The organism is Aquibacillus halophilus (assembly GCF_009649745.1).
GTDB classification, from domain to species: domain Bacteria; phylum Bacillota; class Bacilli; order Bacillales; family Amphibacillaceae; genus Aquibacillus; species Aquibacillus halophilus.
Genome location: NZ_WJNG01000007.1, coordinates 199,562 through 216,607 on the forward strand (window position 1 = coordinate 199,562; position 17,046 = coordinate 216,607).

Below are 17,046 nucleotides of genomic sequence, written 5' to 3' on the forward strand. Positions count from 1 at the left end.
TAGACAGAATCTAACGATATCAGTGCCATTGATGCTATAAGGGTTTCTTTTTGTTGAGTTTAAACGATCTAAAAATTAAAATAACTAACCTTTTCCTTAAACTTAACCATTGTTTTATTTGAGAAATTAGTCTAAAAAAACAGCTTATCCTACAAATATTTAATCAACTTTTTGGGTTATTCGCATATGTTGATAGTGAATTGTTATGTTATTGGCCTAAATGCAATTAAATATAGAAGGGAGTTTCAGTGGTGAAAATTCATGTTGTACAACGAGGCGAGACTTTATGGGAAATTTCTCAAAAATACGGTGTAGATTTTGAGGAATTAAAGGCAATGAACACTCACTTATCTAATCCAGACATGATTATGCCTGGTATGAAAATTAAAGTACCAACAACTTCTAAACAAGTTAAAAAAGAAAAACCATTAAACAATGAAATGAAAAAGTACCCAGGTAAAGAGAAAGAGGAGAAAAAAAACGTACCATTAAAAGACTCAGCGGAAAAGAAAAAACTACCATTAAATGAAAAAGAAGAAAAGAAGAAAGTACCGATGATGGGTAAGGAGGAAAGCAAGAAACAGCCTACAAAGCAAACATACAAGGATACATCAAAAAAATCGCTACCAGTTATAAAAGAAGATGACCATAAAAAATCAAAGAAAGAGGAGTTTGCAATGAAGCAAGCAGGTATTCCAAATCTGCCTAAAATGGAAAAAGACATGTGGAAAGCAAAAGCCAATACTGATCTACCCCATGTTCCAAAATATGATAAACCTAAAAATAATGATCAACAACCAATGCATCAACCGCAAGCACCAACAAATTATCCTAATCAACAGATTCATCATCAGCCAATGCAACAACCAATGTATCAGCCAATGTCACAACCACCAGTAATGCCGATGAATTACTACCAACCAATGCCGCATTGTTTACCGATGAATCCTGTTCCTTATCCTGCTCAGCAAATGCCTCTAGGCGCGCCAAGTCATCCTATGGTTGAAAACTTCGTGGGCGATAATAATATGCATAGTTATCCAAATGTAGAGGCACCTTACCATAATCATAATCATAACTTGCCCTATAATGAGGAACCAATGGAATCCTCATCAAGCAGTATGGAAATGCCACAAATGCCTCAGCACCTACCTGGTGTTTATCAAAATGATATAAGTAATCAACACCCTGCTTATGGGCAAGGGTTTTTACCAAATCAACAGATGTATCCAAGTGTTCAGCCAGAGATGAGTCAATTTCCTAATCATAATCAACCAATACAGCCCGTTCCATACAATCAACCATATTCCAATTACCCTCAACAACCAATGGGTTATCAATCTCCATATGGGGATACTGGTTATAATCAGCAACCATATTATCCTCAAGCGCATGGTTCAATGCTGCCAAATGGCCCAGGGTATCCTAATCCACATTCGGGTGGGTATGGTTACCCACAACCCAATACTGGAGCACCGCAGTTTGATTTGCCATATAATCCAGGGTATCGCCAAGATGAGGATGAAAGTGAATAGAAAACAGTTCAGAGACGATTCCAATAAGAATCGTCTCTGCTCCTTTTTGTATAACCAAGGAGGGCTAACCGTAAATAAACTTAGTCCAATTAAGGACAATGTGTTTTACCTTAAAAGTGATAATGATGAATATATTTTAAAAAATAATAAGTTTAGCAGTTCGATTGAACAACAGTGGAATTTCTTTGAAAAGCTTACGTTTAATCAAAGTAATAAATTCACTTGTTTTCCAAATGGCTCACAAATAATTGAAGGATTTGGGGTTTTTTGGACACTATCTCCATATATTAGCGGCCAGTCACTTCAATATAGACTTCATAGTGATCGTGAGGATGCCCTAATTACATTAAGAAAATTCCATAAGGAAGCTACTGATATTAAGATTGAAAATCCTAAAATTAAGACCCCAATCTACGTCAAATGGTACAATCGATTAGAAAAGCTACATCAAACAAGACATATTATGGAGCAGTTTGGCTTTTTGTATTTATATGAGGATATTTTGCGAACAACAAAAAGCAGATTGAAAGTTCTAGCTAATTTAGATTGGCACAGTATAGAAAAAAAGTCTGTAGTTAATTGGACATGGACTCATGGTGATGTAGCTTCCCACAATTTTTTAAGAGATAATAGTAATATTGTTCATTTAATTGATTTTGATTTGTTATCAATGTCTCCTCAGATATATGACCATATTCAACTAGGGCAACGTTTTCTTCCATATGTCAATTGGAGTCTTGATCGATTGTTGTCATACTCTGTTTATGATGAACAGTTAGACTTTAGTCTATGGTTGTATGGAATTACTGTTCCCTCAGATATTATTAGAGAGTGGTGGCACTTTACGTCTAGAAATCATTCAAATAATAAGTTTATTTGGTATTTAAACCGATTGTCTGAGGATTGGAAACATCGTGTGCAATTTGTAGAAGAGGTAGACATTATGCTAAGATAAATTATTATTGTTGGAAAGGGGTTAATTTGCTAATGCAGGAAAAAGTTGACAATCTTGTAGCATGGTTACAGCAACAAATTGAAGAAACAGGAGTAAAGGGGTTATTAGTTGGTGTAAGTGGAGGGATAGATTCTGCTGTAGTTGCGAACTTAATTCAACGTGCAGCACCTGAAAATTCATTAGGAGTAATTATGCCTTGTAAGAGTAACCCACAGGACATGGAGCATGCAAAAAAAGTAATTGACCGCTGTGGTATTAACTCAATAACAGTTGATTTAACCGAAACACATGATGTAATGTTCTCTACTATTCAAAAGCAATTAACGGATCAAAAACACATAAATCCAGATCAACAACAATTAGCTGATGCGAATTTACGCGCTCGACTTCGAATGAGTACACTATATGCTCTCGCAGCTAACTATCAATACTTGGTTGTTGGTACGGACAATGCTGCTGAGTGGTACACTGGATATTTCACTAAATTTGGTGATGGTGGTGTGGATTTAGTTCCTCTTGTCCATCAATCAAAGGGTGATGTGAAAGAGATGGCAAAATATCTGGATGTACCTGGGGAAATTGTCAATAAGCAGCCAAGTGCTGGTCTCTGGGAAGGACAAACAGACGAAACTGAAATGGGAACAAGCTATGCAATTATTGATCAATTTTTAAAAGGGGAAGAAATTCCTCAGAAAGATAAAGAAATTATCGAAAGAATGCATAAAAGAACTGCTCACAAACGTGAGATGGCCAAAGGACCTGAAAATTTTAAGATTTTATAACTAGGGCCATTATAAATTTTAATTTTCATTCGCATTTCCGATGGTATAAAAAAACCTTCCTTACTCATTCTAAGTAGTAAGGGAGGTTTTTTTAAATGAAAAATATCTTTAAGTATCCTTTTCCTTTGATGTTGCTGTTTGGTTTACTTGTTGGCTGTGCTGAAAATGATGAAGCCTCTGAGTCTGGTCAAAATGTAAATAATAATCATCACCCAATGACATACATTACTGAATCTGAGCATGAAGAACAAATCACCAATAATCTAACTAATAATCGTAATAATAACAAAGAAGATGTTGAAGAACGATATCTAGACGGCTTTCAATCCGATTTAGAACAGACGGATGGCCAAAATGGTTCCTACACCCAAAGTTTCTTCAATCAGGATTCAGAAACAATTTCAAAGGTGGTAAATGAACTTGAAGAGGTTCGCATGTCACAAACTATTGTAACGGATAAACAAATTATCATCTCAGCCATGTTAATGCAAGAACATTATGATGAAGATACAGAACACATAGTTAATAAAATAAGTAATCGTGCGAGCCAAACCATTCCAAATAAAGAAGTGATTGTATATACTGATGCAATCTATTGGAATAAAATGAGAGATTTAAACTCAAAAATTAAGTTCGATGACAATCCAGATCAAACACAGTATCATTTAGACAACTTTTTTAATAAATAATAACTAATTTAGGTCCTTTGTGTTAATAAACCAAGGGACCTATTTTAATTTTGTAAATTTTTATAAAACTAAAACAAACCATAGTAGAAACTATGGATAGAACTTCTATATTTGGACATACTTTAAGTAGAAGTTTTTCTAAAGAAACTTAAATCTTATCATTATATTGAGAATTTAAGTTTATCTAATATAAATCATGAGGTGAATGTTAATGAAACGACACTTGATTCTTCTGATTATGTCTTTAGCTATCGTATTTGGTGGATTGGGAATATCCAGTTTAGTTCTAGCAGATAACAAGGATGAAGGTCAAAGTGATCAGGAAGAAAATGTTCTACGTGAACCATTAGAAATGGAAGTTACATTACAGAGGCATTATATTGATGGTAAGTTTGAAGAGAATACACATACAGAAACCATTGGAGCAATGGAAGACTTTTGGTCTTATTATCATGGTTGGCAAGTAATTGACCAAAAAGAGGGAAAGATTGTGTTTAGAAAAGAAATACCTGATATTTCTCCATATCTGAAGGAAAAAGGGTATTTTGGCCTAAAAAATGATATATTAACCATTTTCAATGGAAGACCAACTCACGAACAAGTGATTCAATCCTTTTACCAGATTGACACAAGTGAATTAGAAAGTTATCAAGCAAAACAGTTACAGGACGGCATTAAAATTGAAACGAAAGAAGTCTATCAATATGTGTTAGAAGCCTTTAGGGATATGACACCATCTCGTTCTGTTAGCAACTAGTAATAATAATCAGAGCCTTAACCAGTTATGGTAGGCTCTTTTTATGTTTTTAAAAGAAAAATTAAGCTTTAAAAAGTTATACGAACATACGCTTGTATGGTAAAATAGAGTAGGTTTATATTGTTTATGAGGAGAATAGAAAATGATTGCATACATAAAAGGTAATTTAGCTGTAATAAACGAGCATGCTGTTATTGTAGAAGCAAATGGGGTTGGCTATGAGATCTTCTGTGCTAATCCATTTGTGTTTCAAGATCAAATAGGTGAACAAGTTCAAATCTATACCTACCATTATGTTCGTGAAGATACTCAGGTATTATATGGTTTTAAAAAAACTGAAAATAAGCTTTTGTTCTCAAAATTGTTGAATGTTTCAGGAATAGGTCCAAAAGGAGCTTTAGCTATTCTTGCCACGACAGGAGTTAATGATTTTGTCGTTGCAATTGAAGAAGAAGATGAGAAATTTCTTACTAGCTTTCCAGGTGTAGGTAAGAAAACGGCTCGTCAGATGATCCTTGACTTAAAGGGTAAACTGCCGTTCGAATTTGATATTGCTAGTGGGGATCGAACAAGTACTAATGGAACAACACATTCCCCTGAAAAAATAAAAGCAATTGATGATGCAATTGAAGCAATGAAATCCCTTGGTTATTCAGACAGGGAAATTAGAGATATAACTCCAATGCTGAAAAAAGAAGAACATGACAATACGGATGAGTTGATACGAAAAGGGTTAGCGTTAATGATGCAAAAATGAAAAGTGGGAGGTGATCCGCAGTGGAGGATCGAATGATATCAAGTGAAATCCAAGAGGTAGATACATCTATCGAACTCAGTTTACGCCCAACTACTCTGAAGCAATACATTGGGCAACACAAGGCGAAAAACAATCTTAGTATATTTATCGAAGCAGCAAAATTAAGAGATGAACCACTAGACCATGTGCTGCTTTATGGTCCTCCTGGTCTTGGGAAAACTACCTTAGCATCAATAATTGCAAATGAAATGGGGGTACAATTCCGAACTACATCAGGGCCAGCGATTGAACGAGCAGGAGATTTAGCGGCTATATTGTCTTCCTTAGAAGCAGGTGATGTGTTGTTTATTGATGAGATACATCGGTTGCCTCGTGCTGTAGAGGAAATATTGTATCCTGCGATGGAAGATTTTTGCTTAGACATTGTCATTGGATCTGGATCAAGTGCAAGGTCAGTTCGTTTGGAATTACCTCCATTTACTCTAGTTGGAGCTACAACTAGAGCAGGACTATTATCGGCTCCCCTCCGGGATCGGTTTGGAGTGTTAAGTAGACTAGAATTTTATGAAACAAAAGACTTATGCTCAATTGTTGAAAGAACATCTGAAATATTTGATGTCATTATAAAAAAAGATGCTGCAACGGAGATTGCAAGGAGATCCAGAGGAACGCCTAGAATCGCTAATCGCCTTCTCAAACGTGTTCGGGATATATCTCAAGTAAAAGGAGAACCAGAAGTTAATCTGGAGACAACACAACATGCTTTAGAGATGCTACAAGTAGATCCAGCAGGGTTAGACCATATTGACCATAAACTATTATTAGGTATCATGGACGGGTTCAATGGTGGTCCTGTAGGCCTTGATACGATTGCTGCGACGATTGGTGAGGAATCACAAACTATTGAAGATGTATATGAGCCTTTTCTTTTGCAAAAGGGTTTTATTCAGCGTACTCCAAGAGGTAGGCTGGTAACACATAAAGCATATGAACACTTCAACCGGGAGGTGCCTGAGGCTTGACCGGAATGGGTAAAGTATTTATTGTTATAGGAGTCATTTTTATTATTATTGGCCTTATTTGGGGAATATTTGGTAAGCTACCAGGTGATATTAGTTTTAGAAAGGGAAACGTATCGTTCCATTTCCCTATTATGACTTCGATTATTGTTAGTATTATTTTAACCGTCATTTTTTATGTAATTGGCAAGTTTCGCTAATTATAAGTTAGGAGAAAGATATGAATATAAACGATTTTGATTTTGAACTTCCTGAAGAATTAATAGCTCAAACACCCTTGGCAGATCGAACTTCCTCACGCCTGTTGGTAATGGATCGTAAAAGTAAAACAATTGAGCATAGAATATTTTCTGATATTACTAGTTATCTGCATCCCGGAGACTGTCTAGTGTTGAATGATACAAGAGTCCTACCTGCTAGGCTATATGGAAGTAAACAGGATACTGGTGCAAAGATAGAAGTGTTACTCTTACATCAGCAAGAGGCGGATCAATGGGAAGTACTAGTCAAGCCAGCTAAAAAGATAAAAGAAGGAAGCGTAATTTCTTTTGGGGAAAATAAACTAGTTGCAACCTGTATAGACGTGAAAGAACACGGTGGTCGAATTTTAAAATTTGATTACCAAGGCATTTTCTTAGAAGTGTTAAATGATCTTGGTGAAATGCCGTTACCGCCTTACATTAAAGAACAATTACCTGATAAAGAACGCTATCAGACAGTTTATGCCAAGGAAGAAGGATCTGCAGCAGCTCCCACTGCTGGCTTACATTTTACAAAAGAATTACTAGAATCCATTAGAAACATGGGGGTTGAAATAGCTTTCATTACTCTACATGTCGGACTAGGTACGTTTAGACCAGTAAGTGTTGATTCTATTGATGACCATGACATGCACTCAGAGTTTTATCATATGTCACAAGAAACAGCTGAACAATTAGACCGAATAAGAAAAAATAAAGGTCGAATTATTTCTGTTGGCACAACCTCAACACGAACATTAGAGACCATTGCTCGAGATAATGATGGCAACTTCACAGAAGCAAGTGGATGGACAGATATTTTCATTTATCCACCATACACATTTAAGGCTATCGATGGGTTAATAACGAACTTTCATCTACCAAAATCCACGCTCATCATGTTAGTTAGTGCATTAGCTGGACAATCATTCGTACTAGATGCATATCATGAAGCAATTAATCAAAGGTATCGTTTTTTTAGTTTTGGCGATGCTATGTTAATTATTTAAAAAAATTCGATTATCGAAACAGAAAGGGTATTTTATATATGTCAGCAATCACCTATGAGTTGATTAAAACATGTAAACAAACAGGCGCTCGTCTTGGAAAAGTTACTACACCACATGGTACATTTGAGACGCCAATATTTATGCCTGTTGGTACACTTGCTACAGTAAAGACAATGAGCCCTGAGGACCTTAAAGAAATGGGTGCGGATATTATTCTCTCAAATACTTATCACTTATGGCTGAGGCCAGGAGAAGATATTGTTGAAGAAGCTGGTGGTCTGCACAAATTTATGAATTGGGATGGGTCAATTCTAACTGATTCAGGAGGCTTTCAGGTTTTTAGTTTAAGTGATTTGAGAGAGATAGAGGAATCAGGCGTTCATTTTAGAAATCATATTAGTGGAGAAAAATTATTTCTGTCGCCTGAAAAAGCAATGCGTATTCAGAACTCACTTGGTTCTGACATTATGATGGCATTTGACGAGTGTCCCCCATATCCAGCTGAACATAAATATATGAAAGATTCAGTAGAAAGGACTAGTAGATGGGCTGAGCGCTGTTTAGAGGCTCATGGCAGACCAGATGCACAAGGGTTATTTGGTATTGTTCAAGGAGGCGAATATGAGGATTTACGTCGACTAAGTGCTCAAGATCTAACATCGATGGATTTCGCCGGATATGCTATCGGGGGCCTTTCTGTTGGGGAGCCAAAAGACGTGATGAATAAAGTTCTAGATTTTACAACCCCATTACTTCCTAACGACAAAGCTAGATACTTGATGGGTGTAGGCTCGCCGGATTCACTAATTGATGGTGCAATTAGAGGGATTGATATGTTTGACTGCGTACTACCAACGAGGATTGCTCGCAATGGAACATGTATGACTTCCAACGGTCGACTAGTAGTTAGAAACGCAAAATATGCTCGTGATTTTACTCCAATAGATCCTAATTGTGATTGTCATGTGTGCCGAAATTATACTAGAGCGTATATAAGACACTTAATTAAATGTAGTGAAACATTTGGTTTTAGACTTACTACTTATCATAATCTCTATTTTCTGTTAAAATTAATGAGGCAAGTCCGCAAAGCGATAAAAGAAGATCGTCTTGGCGATTTCAGAGAAGAATTCTTTGAACAATATGGTTTTAATAAACCAGATGCTAAAAACTTTTAGAGGGAGGGATATGACTTGGAAACATTAGTTAGTTTAGCACCCATTATTTTGATGTTCGTAATTTTCTATTTCCTATTAATTCGTCCGCAACAAAAGAAGCAAAAAGCTGTAAGACAAATGCAAGCGGATTTAAAAAAGGGAGATAAGATTGTAACTATCGGTGGTATGCATGCAACGATTCATGCTATTGATGAGGATACTGTTGTTGTTATAGTTGAAGGCAGCACAAAACTTACATTTGATCGTTCAGCTGTAAGAGAAGTAACAAATCAAGACTAATCTATATAAATCAACAAAAAAGACTGACTTTTAGTAAAGTTAGTCTTTTTTGTTGATTTATTATTTTTCTGTAACGTCCCAACATTTCTTTTTAGGATTCTGGATTTGAACTTAGGTTGACACCAAGAATTCCTCCTAGCAATGCTGCAATTAGAAATCCACCATGGTGAATAAACTGACTTGCAGTAAATCCTGAACTATAACCTAAATATTGGTAAAGTACAATAAATAATGTAAAACCAAGACCTGTCAATGCCCCCAAAACCAAGCCGTTTTCTCGACCTTTCAAACCAGCTATTAAGCCCCCAGAAAATAAAGCAATCAAACTAATTATTAATGTAGCCCAAGTTAATGTTGAAGATCCTAGTGTGGTGAATTTCAAGAGTAAAGATAAAATCAGACTTGCAAAAAACATAATACTTAAAACAGCTATCCATCCATACAGAAGTGCAGTAAATTTTGATTTTGTCATAAAAACCCCTCCTGTGTTTGTCCATTTGTATCCATTTTATTCTGATCTTTTTGAAATAGAATAAAATATTTTAAATTGAATTGAATACATTTATAGAAATGGAAATTTTTTTTGCAAATGTAACGAGCAAATATAAGGTTGAGATTACTATAACTATCATCAAACTTTTCTTTGATTCACTGACAGCACTCAACTGGAAAAAGTTGGGGTATCTTTTTAAATAAGATAGAGGTAGTTCGGGTGAGTAAAATCTCGATATCCATTTAACAAGAGTCAGTGGGGATGCACTAGTTTTTTTCGACTGAAAGTTCACTTTATATTGCTAGAAAAGGGGACAAGGTATGTCTGCTACAATTGCCATTGCTATATTTATAATCAGCTACATATTTATTATATCTGAAAGAGTGAATCAGGCTTTAGTTGCCCTTTCCGGTGGCGTTCTTTTATTATTAACTGGTGTGTATAAGTGGAACGATGCATTTACAAATTATATAGATTGGAATACCGTAGCATTGTTGTTTGCTATGATGGTACTAGTTTCAATTACTAAGAAAACGGGGCTATTTGAATATATAGCTATTACCTTTGCACAAAAGGTTAAAGGTAAGCCGGTACCACTTTTAATTGGTACTGCAATATTAACTGCAATCGGATCCGCACTACTAGATAACGTAACAACTGTTCTATTATTCGTTCCTATTATTTTGACGTTAACGAAATTGTTACAGCTACCTTCTTTTCCGTATTTATTAACGATTATATTTAGCTCTAACATTGGTGGAACAGCTACTCTTATTGGTGATCCACCTAACATCATGATTGGCCAAGCAGTAGAACACTTAACTTTTTTATCATTCATTACTAATCTAGGACCAATAGTATTAATTATTTTTATAGTTATGTTGACTATAGTCGTTTGGCTATTTAGGGGTAAATTAACAAATAACCAACAATTCTCCGATCAGTTGATGAAGATGGAGGGATCAATTTATTTAAAGAAGACACCAATGTTATATCAATCTGTAACGGTACTATCTCTAACAATAACCGGATTTCTATTACACCCTATTGTTCATATTGAATTAACAACTGTTGCAGTGTGTGGGGCAATATTGCTGTTACTGCTAACTGAAAAGGAAATCAGTACGGAAAAAATTTTTCAAGAAGTAGAATGGGTTACTCTATTCTTTTTTATTGGTCTGTTTATGCTCGTTGGAGGATTACAAGAAGTTGGTGCTATTGATGAATTAGCCAAAGGGATTATGTGGTTAACCCAAGGCGATCTACCATATACTGCTTTACTAATTTTGTGGACGTCTGGTATCTTCTCACAAATTATTAATAATATTCCATTTGTGGCGGCAATGATTCCAGTAATTAATGAATTTCAATCTTACGGAATGGCTAACCTTGATCCATTGTGGTGGTCATTAGCCTTAGGAGCCTGTTTAGGAGGAAATGGTACATTGATAGGTGCATCCGCCAATGTCGTTGTAGCTGGTCTAGCTGAGGCCGAAGATGAACGAATATCGTTTTCACTATTTTTAATTTATGGAATACCACTAGTGCTAATTTCTCTATTGATCTCGTCTATCTACGTCTATTTACGTTACTTACTTCCATTCCAACAAATGCTTTGAAAACCCAAGCATATCTCCGATTCCTTTGGAGACAATAAAAATAATTATTGGGCTTTAAGGGAAGTGACTTATATTGGGAGAAGAGTGGGGAATAATTATCCTCAGAACATTTCTTACTTATTTCTTTATTGTATTTTTATTTCGATTGATGGGAAAAAGAGAAGTAGGAGAACTTAGTATTTTAGATGTTGTAGTTTTTCTAATGCTAGCAGAAATGGCAGTTACATCCATTGAAGATCCTGATACGAATCTATTTAAAACGTTAGTGCCAATGACTGTATTATTAATAATACAAAAAGTAATTGCTCGAATTTCATTAAAAAGCTCAAGGTTCAGACATTGGTTTGAAGGGAAACCATCAGTAATTATATCTCGTGGGAAGTTAGACGAACATGAGATGAAAAAGCAAGGGTACAATTTTGATGACTTAATGCAGCAACTTAGAGGAAATGGAACCAAAAGTGTTCAAGATGTAGAGTTTGCTATTTTAGAGACATCCGGTAAATTGTCTGTTTTTGAAAAATCATCTGAAGAAAATCCTATTTCTCCAGATGGATATGTATTACCACTTATTGTAGATGGCACTGTCCAAAAAAAAGCTTTAGAAAAAATAAATAAAAATGAAAAGTGGTTAAAAGAACAGCTGGAAAATAAAGGATACAATTCTATGGAAGCTATTTCCTTTTGTACACTGGATGGTAAAGATAAGTGGTTTATAGATATGAAAAACGAAAAGAGTTAGTATATTGTCATATTTTATGTTAATGCCATTTAGAGTTCTATAACAAGTGCAGCCCTATATTGTAAAGAGGAATAGCCCTGTGTATAGGGACTATTCCTCTTTGGCATAGACTAAATGTTTTCTTCCGTGTATCTTATCTAATAATCAGGATCAAAGTTTTTTATCAAATGTTGATTTTTTCTTTCACTTATAAAAACCGGTTGAATCCTGGTAACTGTTGAAGTTCATCTCTTGTGATGAATCTAAACAAAAACAGAAGGATAATATAGATAACACTCAAGCATAGTAAGAGTAGGGCGAATAATGAAAGTTGTGTTTCATAACCAGGGAAAAATAATTTTAATTCATTCCCAGTCCACCAAGTGGCAACAAGTAATGAAACCATTTTTACTAAGTCCATCCATGGAATACGGAAAGATATTACTTTAATTAGGGTTGCTAAATGGAGAACTGTTCCAAGGACAACGCCTATTGACATTGCAATGGCAGCTCCCATTATTCCAAATTGGTCATTGGTAGCTAGTACCATTAATATCACGAACTTTACTCCTGTACTAATGATACTATTCCACATGGCAGCTTTAGCGTAATCCATTGCTTGAAGGGCAGCGCTTAATGGATACTGAACATATAAAAGCAAGAAAAACGGTGCCATTAACACTAAAAAGCGGCTAGCGTTGCTACTGCCATACATGTAGTGAAGGATAGGTTCTGAATATAAGGATAAAACAATTGTTGCAATAGCCCCGGAGGCAAAGGAGATTCTTATAGCTTGATGGATTCGGTAGTGAATCAATCGTTTATTATTTCTGGCATCTGCTTCACTAATATTAGGTACAAGCGCAACAGCAAGAGAGTGTGTAATAAACGTTGGTAAAAATAATAGTGGAAATACATAGCCTGCTAACTCTCCATATTGTTTTGTCGCTTCAGCGGTTTGCACACCAGCAATCGCAAGACTTTGAGCTACTAAGATCGGTTCAAGAAAGTTAGAAAATGAACCTACTAGTCTACTACCGGTATTTGGTAGAGCAATGGACATTAATTCTTTTAATGTTTGTTTCCCTGAGAGAAGGTAATTGAAAAATTTGCTTCTCATTTTTATTCGTTTCTTAAGCTTAAACATATGTAGCATAAAGAATAGGGAGCAGAGTTCACCAATAATAACTGAAATCATAGCCCCTGCTGCTGCAAACTCAATACCATATGGAAGAAACAGTTTAACTAAAAGAGCCACACATGAAATTCTGACAACCTGTTCAATAACTTGAGCATAGCTTTGTGGTTTCATATTTTGTCTACCTTGGAAGTAACCTCTTATTACTGATGATATTGCACTAATTATGACCATTGGGGTAATTGCTATTAATGGATAAAGAGTCCGTTCATCGGTTAAGAAGTTATTAGCAACAATAGGTGCAATGGCTATTAAGCCTATAGTAAAGAAAATACTTAGGGTACCAGTTATTGTTAATGATATGATCAAGATTCTTTTAATCTTACGAATATCTCCGTGAGCCTCTGCCTCAGCAACTCGTTTTGAAATCGCTATAGGTAGTCCAAATTGTGATAATGTGTAAACTAGAAATAGGGTAGGTAAGGCCATCATGTATAATCCGATACCTTCTTCTCCCATCAACCTGGCAACAACGATTCTATTAATAAATCCAAGAAATCGTGTAATCATACTTGCTACAATTAGTATTAGTGCCCCTTTTATAAAAGTTTGCTTGGTCATATTGAACGACCTGCCTTCTCAAAAATTTAAAAATCATATACAATGATGTATATGCAGAAGGATTGGCCAAGCATGACAGGCATTCGAAAAATCTTAAATATGATTGTTTAATAGGGGGCATTTTAATGGAGAAAATATTACATGTAAGTCAATGGAAAGAAATGCTTAAGCCTGTTCTAGAAACTAAGGTTACTGATCTTAAATTAATGGGTTATTCACGAACTACATCAGAGGATGTCTGGAATTGCTTAACAAAAAAAGTATGGAAAGGTGATCCTGAAAAACGACTCTATGAAGTAGTAGAAGATATTTTTCATTTAAGTTCCAATATTTATATGAGTTATTTAACTGTCCAATCGTATCAAAACAACGATTTATTTGCTTCTATTGCAGCTTTAACTAGTTCAGAGGAGTAATTGTTTCCAAGAAAGTTTGATTGACAACAGTAGTTTTTAATCTCTATACTATTTGTGTTCAGACTTGTTAAATTTACTTAATATTACTCGATCTACATAGGACCTATGCTTTGGCTTTTACTAATAGAGAGGTTTTTGAATTAATCCTTTACTATTTAATAATATGCTATTTGTTTTATGCTATTACATATCGTTGTATGAATAGATAGAGTAGAGGAGGCCACAACAATATGGTTAAAAGAGGCAGAATCGTTGCCTTTTTTCTAATCGTACTAGTGTTTGCAGCTACGATTGGGACAACGATTACAGGTATAACAAAAGATATGAAGCTTGGGCTTGATCTTCAAGGCGGGTTTGAGATTCTATATGAGGTCACAACGATTGATGAAGACCAGGAAGTAACAATGAGAGTTCTAGAAGCTACTACTGAAGCACTAAGAGAACGTGTCGATGTGTTAGGTGTTAGTGAACCTAACTTTAGTATCGAGGGAGAAGATCGGATTCGAGTCCAGCTTGCTGGCATTGACGATCAGACAGAAGCACGTGAACTAATGGCTACTTCAGCACGGATATCTTTTCGTGATGTTAATGATGTAGAATACTTGGACGGTACAGACATTGAAGAAGGTTCTGCTAGACAGGACTTTGATCCCAATAATAATCAACCGATTGTTACATTGCAATTAAATGATCCTTCTAAATTTGGAGAAGTAACGGAAGAAATATCTCAAATGGAGCCACCAAATAATAGACTAGTCATTTGGATGGATTATGAAGAAGGTGATTCTTATCAGGAAGAAAGGTTAAAAGAAGATCCTAAATTCATTTCAGATCCAGCTGTTTGGGAAAGGTTAACACAACCTAGTGTAATGATTTCGGGAAACTTTACCGTTGATTCAGCTAAGAGGTTAGCTGACATCTTGAATGCTGGTTCGTTAGAGGTTAATCTTGAAGAACTTTATTCCACATCTGTTGGGGCTCAATTTGGCCTACAAGCCATGGATAAAACAATCTTTGCAGGTGCTCTAGGTGTAGCACTAATTTTCATTTTTATGATAGCTTATTATCGTTTTCCAGGTCTAATCGCAACGATAACGTTAAGTATTTACATCTACTTAATATTGCTCGTATTTGAATTAATGAATGGTGTTCTGACCTTACCTGGTATTGCAGCATTAATATTAGGCGTTGGTATGGCAGTTGACGCTAATATTATAACCTATGAGCGGATTAAAGAAGAATTGAAAGAAGGCAAGACAATCACAGCTGCCTTTAAATCAGGGAATAGTAATTCTCTTTCAACTATTTTTGATGCAAATATTACAACCTTAATCGCAGCAACAGTCTTGTTTATCTTTGGTACAAGTTCAGTAAAAGGTTTTGCGACACTGTTAATTGTGAGTATTATACTAAGCTTTGTCACAGCAGTATTTGGTTCAAGATTATTTCTTGGCCTATGGGTGAAGAGTAAGTTTTTAAATAAACGCCCAGGCTGGTTTGGTGTTAAGCAAAAGGATATTAAGGATATCTCTGATGAATCCGAAATTGAACCAAAAGTATTTGGACGCCAGTTTGATTTCGTTAGTAATCGCAAAAAGTTTTTTGCAATTTCAATCCTTTTAGTGTCTATTGGTATTATCTGCTTAAGTGTATTCCGCTTGAATTTAGGGATTGATTTTGAAAGTGGTTCCCGAGTGGAAATAAATACAGAAGTAGCTAATGTAACAAAGGAAGAAATTAATGAAGGGTTTGAGGATTTACAATTAACTCCAGAGAATACCGTAATTTCTGGAGATGATAGTGAAATAGGTGTAGTGCGTTTTGATGAGGATTTAGGTCCTGACACAATTGGTGAAATTAAAGAATATTTTACTGCCAAATATGGTAGTGAACCAAACGTAAGCACAGTTTCACCAGTGGTTGGGCAAGAGCTAGCTAAGAATGCCGTACTTGCCGTCCTTTACGCTTCGATAGGTATAATTATCTATGTCACATTACGATTTGAATTCTATTTTGCATTAACTGCAATTATTGCCTTGTTGCATGATGCATTCTTTATTCTGGCGCTATTTAGCATAACAAGATTAGAGTTTGATATAACAATCATTGCAGCAATTTTAACGATTGTCGGTTATTCAATAAATGATACAATTGTTACTTTTGACCGGGTTAGAGAAAATTTAAAACGGAAGAAGCGAGTTAAGTCCTTTGCTGAACTGGCAGTTATTATAAATAAAAGCTTAATGCAAACCTTGGCTAGAAGTATTAATACAGTCATAACAGTTGTATTTGCTGCAACCATGTTGCTTTTATTTGGTGCTACTTCAATCACCAATTTCGCTTTTGCTTTGGTAGTAGGACTTATAGCAGGAACGTATTCGTCTCTATTTATTGCCTCACAAATTTGGTTAATATGGCGTGGAAAGAATTTGAAGGAAAAGCCGATTGTTTATTTAGAAAAGCAACGTAACGATGGTCCACAAGTATAAAAAGAAAGAGACTCCTTGCATTGCAAGGAGTCTCTTTTTGATTGCTTTCTAAAGATTGTGGTTGACTAAAATCTATAAACTGCGAATCGCAGTCCCAACAAAGGTCTTCATGCGACGAGTAATCGCAGGAGCAGCTGAAAATCCCACAGGACTTGAATTATCTTCCTGAATCAACACCGCACGCAGAAAAAGTGGTTTCCTTTTTCAAGGAAGTGGGTTTCTTCCGAGGAAGTTGAAGCGTTGCCCGCGGAAAGCGACTGCCCGAAGCGCAAATCAACTAGTAGCTACGCTAAGACGCTTTTTTCATCAAATGTGAAGATTGAAAGAATTAGTTTGTTTGTTAGGAATG

At 35.6% G+C, this 17,046-nt stretch carries 17 protein-coding genes; 15 read left to right on the forward strand and 2 right to left on the reverse strand.

Annotation, left to right across the window (positions count from 1 at the left end):
• The first annotated feature begins 251 nt into the window (after window positions 1-251).
• The 11 genes from safA (at window position 252) to yajC (ending at window position 9,200) form a co-directional block, all read left to right on the forward strand.
• Window positions 252-1,535, forward strand: coding sequence for a SafA/ExsA family spore coat assembly protein (safA, locus tag GH741_RS09885; RefSeq protein WP_153736635.1), 1,284 nt, complete (start codon window positions 252-254; stop codon window positions 1,533-1,535).
• Window positions 1,528-2,490, forward strand: a complete 963-nt coding sequence (locus GH741_RS22295; RefSeq protein ID WP_170287601.1) for a phosphotransferase — start codon at window positions 1,528-1,530, stop codon at window positions 2,488-2,490. Before safA ends, GH741_RS22295 begins: the two co-directional genes overlap by 8 nt.
• A 32-nt stretch (window positions 2,491-2,522) precedes the next feature.
• Window positions 2,523-3,272: an NAD(+) synthase gene (gene nadE, locus GH741_RS09895; protein WP_153736637.1), complete on the forward strand. Its 750-nt coding sequence runs from the start codon at window positions 2,523-2,525 to the stop codon at window positions 3,270-3,272.
• A 95-nt stretch (window positions 3,273-3,367) separates the two neighbouring features.
• Window positions 3,368-3,961, forward strand: a complete 594-nt coding sequence (locus GH741_RS09900) for a YhcN/YlaJ family sporulation lipoprotein (RefSeq protein WP_153736638.1) — start codon at window positions 3,368-3,370, stop codon at window positions 3,959-3,961.
• 211 nt (window positions 3,962-4,172) lie between these two features.
• Window positions 4,173-4,718, forward strand: a complete 546-nt coding sequence (locus GH741_RS09905; RefSeq protein WP_170287602.1) for a BofC C-terminal domain-containing protein — start codon at window positions 4,173-4,175, stop codon at window positions 4,716-4,718.
• 142 nt (window positions 4,719-4,860) lie between these two features.
• Entirely contained in the window at window positions 4,861-5,475 is a 615-nt protein-coding gene (ruvA, locus tag GH741_RS09910; RefSeq protein WP_153736640.1) for a Holliday junction branch migration protein RuvA, read from the forward strand.
• 20 nt (window positions 5,476-5,495) lie between these two features.
• Window positions 5,496-6,497: a Holliday junction branch migration DNA helicase RuvB gene (gene ruvB / locus GH741_RS09915; protein ID WP_338079341.1), complete on the forward strand. Its 1,002-nt coding sequence runs from the start codon at window positions 5,496-5,498 to the stop codon at window positions 6,495-6,497.
• A 5-nt stretch (window positions 6,498-6,502) separates the two neighbouring features.
• Window positions 6,503-6,694, forward strand: coding sequence for a DUF2905 domain-containing protein (locus tag GH741_RS09920; RefSeq protein WP_170287603.1), 192 nt, complete (start codon window positions 6,503-6,505; stop codon window positions 6,692-6,694).
• Between the two features lie 20 nt (window positions 6,695-6,714).
• Window positions 6,715-7,743: a tRNA preQ1(34) S-adenosylmethionine ribosyltransferase-isomerase QueA gene (queA, locus tag GH741_RS09925; RefSeq protein ID WP_153736642.1), complete on the forward strand. Its 1,029-nt coding sequence runs from the start codon at window positions 6,715-6,717 to the stop codon at window positions 7,741-7,743.
• Window positions 7,744-7,781: 38 nt separating this feature from the next.
• Complete coding sequence (tgt, locus tag GH741_RS09930) at window positions 7,782-8,921, forward strand: tRNA guanosine(34) transglycosylase Tgt (protein ID WP_153736643.1); 1,140 nt, start codon at window positions 7,782-7,784, stop codon at window positions 8,919-8,921.
• A gap of 15 nt (window positions 8,922-8,936) precedes the next feature.
• The gene (yajC, locus tag GH741_RS09935) at window positions 8,937-9,200 is read left to right on the forward strand and encodes a preprotein translocase subunit YajC (protein ID WP_153736644.1); all 264 of its coding nucleotides are present in this window, start codon (window positions 8,937-8,939) and stop codon (window positions 9,198-9,200) included.
• Between the two features lie 91 nt (window positions 9,201-9,291).
• On the opposite strand, the gene GH741_RS09940 is transcribed toward yajC, so the two are convergent.
• Window positions 9,292-9,672, reverse strand: a complete 381-nt coding sequence (locus tag GH741_RS09940) for a TIGR04086 family membrane protein (RefSeq protein WP_153736645.1) — start codon at window positions 9,670-9,672, stop codon at window positions 9,292-9,294.
• A gap of 341 nt (window positions 9,673-10,013) precedes the next feature.
• Here GH741_RS09940 and GH741_RS09945 point away from each other — a divergent pair, with 341 nt between their 5' ends.
• Together GH741_RS09945 and GH741_RS09950 are read left to right on the forward strand one after the other, a co-directional pair.
• The gene (locus GH741_RS09945; protein ID WP_153736646.1) at window positions 10,014-11,312 is read left to right on the forward strand and encodes an ArsB/NhaD family transporter; all 1,299 of its coding nucleotides are present in this window, start codon (window positions 10,014-10,016) and stop codon (window positions 11,310-11,312) included.
• Between the two features lie 73 nt (window positions 11,313-11,385).
• On the forward strand, window positions 11,386-12,054 hold the full coding sequence (locus GH741_RS09950) for a DUF421 domain-containing protein (protein WP_240795458.1): 669 nt from the start codon (window positions 11,386-11,388) through the stop codon (window positions 12,052-12,054).
• A gap of 187 nt (window positions 12,055-12,241) precedes the next feature.
• Here GH741_RS09950 and spoVB read toward each other — a convergent pair whose 3' ends face one another.
• Window positions 12,242-13,792: a stage V sporulation protein B gene (spoVB, locus tag GH741_RS09955; protein ID WP_153736647.1), complete on the reverse strand. Its 1,551-nt coding sequence runs from the start codon at window positions 13,790-13,792 to the stop codon at window positions 12,242-12,244.
• A gap of 125 nt (window positions 13,793-13,917) precedes the next feature.
• Here spoVB and GH741_RS09960 point away from each other — a divergent pair, with 125 nt between their 5' ends.
• Entirely contained in the window at window positions 13,918-14,208 is a 291-nt protein-coding gene (locus tag GH741_RS09960) for a post-transcriptional regulator (RefSeq protein WP_153736648.1), read from the forward strand.
• A gap of 230 nt (window positions 14,209-14,438) precedes the next feature.
• Window positions 14,439-16,697 (forward strand): protein translocase subunit SecDF, encoded by a 2,259-nt coding sequence (gene secDF / locus GH741_RS09965; RefSeq protein ID WP_153736649.1) that lies wholly within the window; start codon window positions 14,439-14,441, stop codon window positions 16,695-16,697.
• Window positions 16,698-17,046 lie beyond the last annotated feature (349 nt).

What these genes read in the sequence shown, in the direction of transcription:
- nadE (WP_153736637.1), top strand. Translation starts at nt 2,523, where the DNA reads ATGCAGGAAAAAGTTGACAATCTTGTAGCATGGTTACAGCAACAAATT.
- GH741_RS09900 (WP_153736638.1), top strand. Translation starts at nt 3,368, where the DNA reads ATGAAAAATATCTTTAAGTATCCTTTTCCTTTGATGTTGCTGTTTGGT.
- GH741_RS09905 (WP_170287602.1), top strand. Translation starts at nt 4,173, where the DNA reads ATGAAACGACACTTGATTCTTCTGATTATGTCTTTAGCTATCGTATTT.
- ruvA (WP_153736640.1), top strand. Translation starts at nt 4,861, where the DNA reads ATGATTGCATACATAAAAGGTAATTTAGCTGTAATAAACGAGCATGCT.
- GH741_RS09920 (WP_170287603.1), top strand. Translation starts at nt 6,503, where the DNA reads ATGGGTAAAGTATTTATTGTTATAGGAGTCATTTTTATTATTATTGGC.
- queA (WP_153736642.1), top strand. Translation starts at nt 6,715, where the DNA reads ATGAATATAAACGATTTTGATTTTGAACTTCCTGAAGAATTAATAGCT.
- tgt (WP_153736643.1), top strand. Translation starts at nt 7,782, where the DNA reads ATGTCAGCAATCACCTATGAGTTGATTAAAACATGTAAACAAACAGGC.
- GH741_RS09940 (WP_153736645.1), bottom strand. Translation starts at nt 9,672, where the DNA reads ATGACAAAATCAAAATTTACTGCACTTCTGTATGGATGGATAGCTGTT.
- GH741_RS09945 (WP_153736646.1), top strand. Translation starts at nt 10,014, where the DNA reads ATGTCTGCTACAATTGCCATTGCTATATTTATAATCAGCTACATATTT.
- spoVB (WP_153736647.1), bottom strand. Translation starts at nt 13,792, where the DNA reads ATGACCAAGCAAACTTTTATAAAAGGGGCACTAATACTAATTGTAGCA.
- GH741_RS09960 (WP_153736648.1), top strand. Translation starts at nt 13,918, where the DNA reads ATGGAGAAAATATTACATGTAAGTCAATGGAAAGAAATGCTTAAGCCT.
- secDF (WP_153736649.1), top strand. Translation starts at nt 14,439, where the DNA reads ATGGTTAAAAGAGGCAGAATCGTTGCCTTTTTTCTAATCGTACTAGTG.